Source organism: Vibrio sp. 1180_3 (genome assembly GCF_029478545.1).
Classification (GTDB): domain Bacteria; phylum Pseudomonadota; class Gammaproteobacteria; order Enterobacterales; family Vibrionaceae; genus Vibrio; species Vibrio aestuarianus.
The window spans coordinates 1-3,407 of sequence record NZ_SJFM01000084.1 but is presented as its reverse complement, the minus strand read 5'-3'; the positions used below and the strand labels follow the sequence as shown (position 1 = coordinate 3,407).

2 protein-coding genes and 1 pseudogene are annotated in these 3,407 nt (G+C 39.7%); all 3 read right to left on the bottom strand.

From position 1 onward, the window contains the following. Nucleotides 1-208 precede the first annotated feature (208 nt). The 3 genes and pseudogenes from EYW48_RS20675 to EYW48_RS20665 all read right to left on the bottom strand — a co-directional run bounded on the left by EYW48_RS20675 (nucleotide 209) and on the right by EYW48_RS20665 (nucleotide 2,711). Nucleotides 209-694: a VOC family protein gene (locus EYW48_RS20675; protein WP_277432993.1), complete on the bottom strand. Its 486-nt coding sequence runs from the start codon at nucleotides 692-694 to the stop codon at nucleotides 209-211. 213 nt (nucleotides 695-907) lie between these two features. After that, a pseudogene (locus EYW48_RS20670) lies at nucleotides 908-1,120 on the bottom strand (ISAs1 family transposase); the annotation flags it as partial. A 43-nt stretch (nucleotides 1,121-1,163) separates the two neighbouring features. Further along, nucleotides 1,164-2,711, bottom strand: coding sequence for a phospholipase D family protein (locus EYW48_RS20665; RefSeq protein WP_277432992.1), 1,548 nt, complete (start codon nucleotides 2,709-2,711; stop codon nucleotides 1,164-1,166). Nucleotides 2,712-3,407: the final 696 nt, after the last annotated feature.

Here is a 3,407-nt window from a genome sequence, read left to right as displayed (position 1 = left end):
CTCACTGCTTTGTAAGTTGCTGGGTGCCAACTGGTGCCTTCGTGAAGGCTTGAGCCTAGTGCGGTGAAAGTTGCACGCTGGGTTCTTAGAGGGGCGACACTTGGTAACAGGTGTCGTCTACTCGACAAAAACAAGCCTCCATCAGAAGGCCATATAAAAAAGGATTGGTATTTTTACCAATCCTTTTTTATATGGCTTTCTAGCTCAATCACTCATACTCAGAAGCATAAGTCTCTTCATAGGTGTGTGAGTAAAGTTCAAATAGGTTACCGAACGGGTCTTCTAGGTAAACCATTTGGGCTTGCTTGCTGTCATCTTCAGGGTGATAACGCATAATATCCATGCGGACTTTACCGCCCAATTTTTCAGTACGCTCAATAACACCATGGAAGTCATCGGTTTGAAGACAAAAATGGAAAATACCGATGCGAGAGAAATCCACTTCGTGCTTCTCAGCACGTTCTTTCATTTCAAACAACTCAAAACCAATACCGTCATTGGTAACTAAATGGGCAATGTTAAAACCTTTAAAACCTTCACCAAATACCGCGATACACATTCTGCCAATTGCCGTTTCACGTTCTTCTTCTACTTTCGTATTGCCCATTACCACTTTTAGGCCGAGAGCTTTGGTATAAAACTCAACCGCTTTATCCATATTGCCGACCATAATACCCACATGGTTCATTTTCATAACTTAAACCTCAAATTCAGATGATTCATTGATAACTTGTTTCGATGAGGTGAGTATATGGAATAGAGAAAATTAACAGAAATTATCAATGATTATTAAATTGATAATTTAAAATTATCATGAGAGTGTGAGCATCGATATCATCGGTCATCATTGAATGCGTGGTTTATGACGCGGTTACGTTTTAACCTGTCCCAAGACCAACGTATTCTAAGCACAAAAAGCACTCATCATGTGTATAGTTGAACACCTTGAATTGCGGTCATATGAACTTCGAAGAGCCTTGCCATCAATGGCAATGAAGCGATTTTCCGTTACTTCACATAAGCTGTTAACCCAACGGGTAAAGCACTGTTGAAATTGCTCTGCATCCAAACGAGAAATGACTCGATCTATCGTGTCATGAACTGGCAGACCTTGCTAAAAAAAACGCTCACGATCTTACCCTGCGGCCTAATGTTGTCACCGCTTATAATTGTGATTCCATTGGTAATATTTTTGCCATGTTATTTTTGGTGCGATCCCACCAACTGCTGTAGGGATCTTTAGTGTATCGAATAGCCTTACCTTCTTTCATTTTAGTCCAGACAATATCGCCATCTTCAAGAGTCAGTTTAAACGCAACCGTATCAATATAGTCATCAAACTTCTGGGCAAGATAACGACCCAACGCCTCAGATTTAGTCAAAATACCGATTTCGGTATTTTCATTACGAGAGCGTGGATCTAAATTAAATGAACCAATAAAAGCCAAATGTCGGTCCATTACATAGTACTTCGCATGTAAGCTCAATTTTGATGCATTGGAAGGGCGTTTTTTATTAAACTGCTCATATAATTCATCCAGCTCTTGACTGTCTATCTCATGCAGTTCGACACCCATTTCCAGTAGTGCTTTTCGGTATTTAGAGTAACCAGTGTGTACCAGTGATACATCATTAGACATCATTGAGTTAGTGAGGATTTTAACTTTTACCCCACGATCAACGATCTCTTGAAATAGCTCTAGTCCGTCTTTTCCAGGTACAAAATAAGGAGAGATGATGATTAATTCTTCCTTGGTTGCTGTCACATAAGGATGCAATTTAGGTGCTAGGTTATATTCTTGCTTATCACGAGATGAGACTATTTTCCTAGGATCATCGTACAACACTACGGTTTTTCCTACATATGGGACCTTTTCATTCTCTTTAATGAGTTCAATAAAGTGGTCGTCATTGACCGCCTCAACATATTGTGACTTTTTGTTGTCTTTTATAAACGTATCAAAACTCGCAGAAAGCGCAGTTAAATCACTGGTCTGGGGTCGATAGTCAGTGAGTAGCTCAATGTTGTAGCTAAGGCTATTATTCCAAAAAAGATCAAAGGCTTGTTGAACCTCTTTAACCGATTCTCCTGCAAAAACAACGTCCATATCACCAAAAGAGACCTCTTCAGAAGCCGTAAAATACTCATCAGCTAAATTGCGGCCACCTAAAATGGCAACGCTACCATCGACAGTAAAGGATTTGTTGTGCATACGTCGAGTCACCTTCCCCAACTTGGTGACATATTGGATTGTCCGACTTTCACCACGGACAAATGGGTTAAAAACTCGCACTTCAAAATTAGGGTGTGCATTGAGGCGTTCAATACTATTGTCTTTACCACCCAAATCTATGTCATCAACCAATAATCTCACGCGAACCCCGCGCTCGGCCGCTTGCCATAACGCCGCAGCGATTAAGCCACCACTTAAATCGGAGTGAAACAGGTAATATTGAAGATCAATACTCTCTTGTGCATCTTCGATTAACGCGATACGTGTAACAAAAGAGTCTACTCCTGTCTCGAGTAAAAACATGAATGTCTCATCGGATGCCAAGCCGAGTTTCTGACGCTGTTCTTCAACGCTGATACTTAATTGGCTGCTATCTGACTGATATAATGCAGTGCTCGGTGGCGTGGTATTGTCAGGTAAACTGGAACATGCAACCAGAAGAGTACATAGAAAGAGGCAGAGAAAGTTTTTAATCAAAATAATTTCCACAGTGAATGACTTAGTGTTGATTTAAGCTGGTATCGTATAAATATTCAAGGCTAAATCCCAGGGTGAGAGCACGTGTGGTCATTTATTGCCCCCCCCATAGCTGAAGCTAATATTTGCTCTAAATAGCTAATTTCCATTGTTGCCATCTTAGTTTTTCAGCGTATGCTCGCTTTTCTAGTTGTGTCATTTCTAAGCATATTTATTGCCATGTGGCGCACGGTAGCTAAAATCGTGCGGCATTCTCTCGATAGATCTGACAAGCGTCTTACCAATGAGTGTAGTGGTTACAGGTATAGGTATAAGTGCGGATATCGTACTTAACATATAAAGCGTCTCCCTTTTCGATGCTAAATTTAGCAAAAATCAAACCCGCGCTGTCATCTTAGATAAAAGAAGGAAAGATATGCATATATATTTATTATTATTAATGTAAGATAAAAATCATTTCCCCCTATACTATTGTTTTATACGCTCGCAGCCATTTTTGTTCATTTCATCTTTTATTGCATCAATTAATGTTGTGGAATCCTGTTCTGAAAAGCCAAAATTACTTAAAAGGGCTCTTCTCCGCTTTGATGAGTCTGATTCCCATGTACATCAATCTCTATCATACTGATTATTAATATATTTATAGTTGGTATGTTAGAGCTGTATTTTGACTTATTCTATTTCTGGTCTTTTACG

Excerpts from the sequence above, each read along its gene's own strand:
- EYW48_RS20675 (WP_277432993.1), bottom strand. The coding sequence starts at position 694 with ATGAAAATGAACCATGTGGGTATTATGGTCGGCAATATGGATAAAGCG.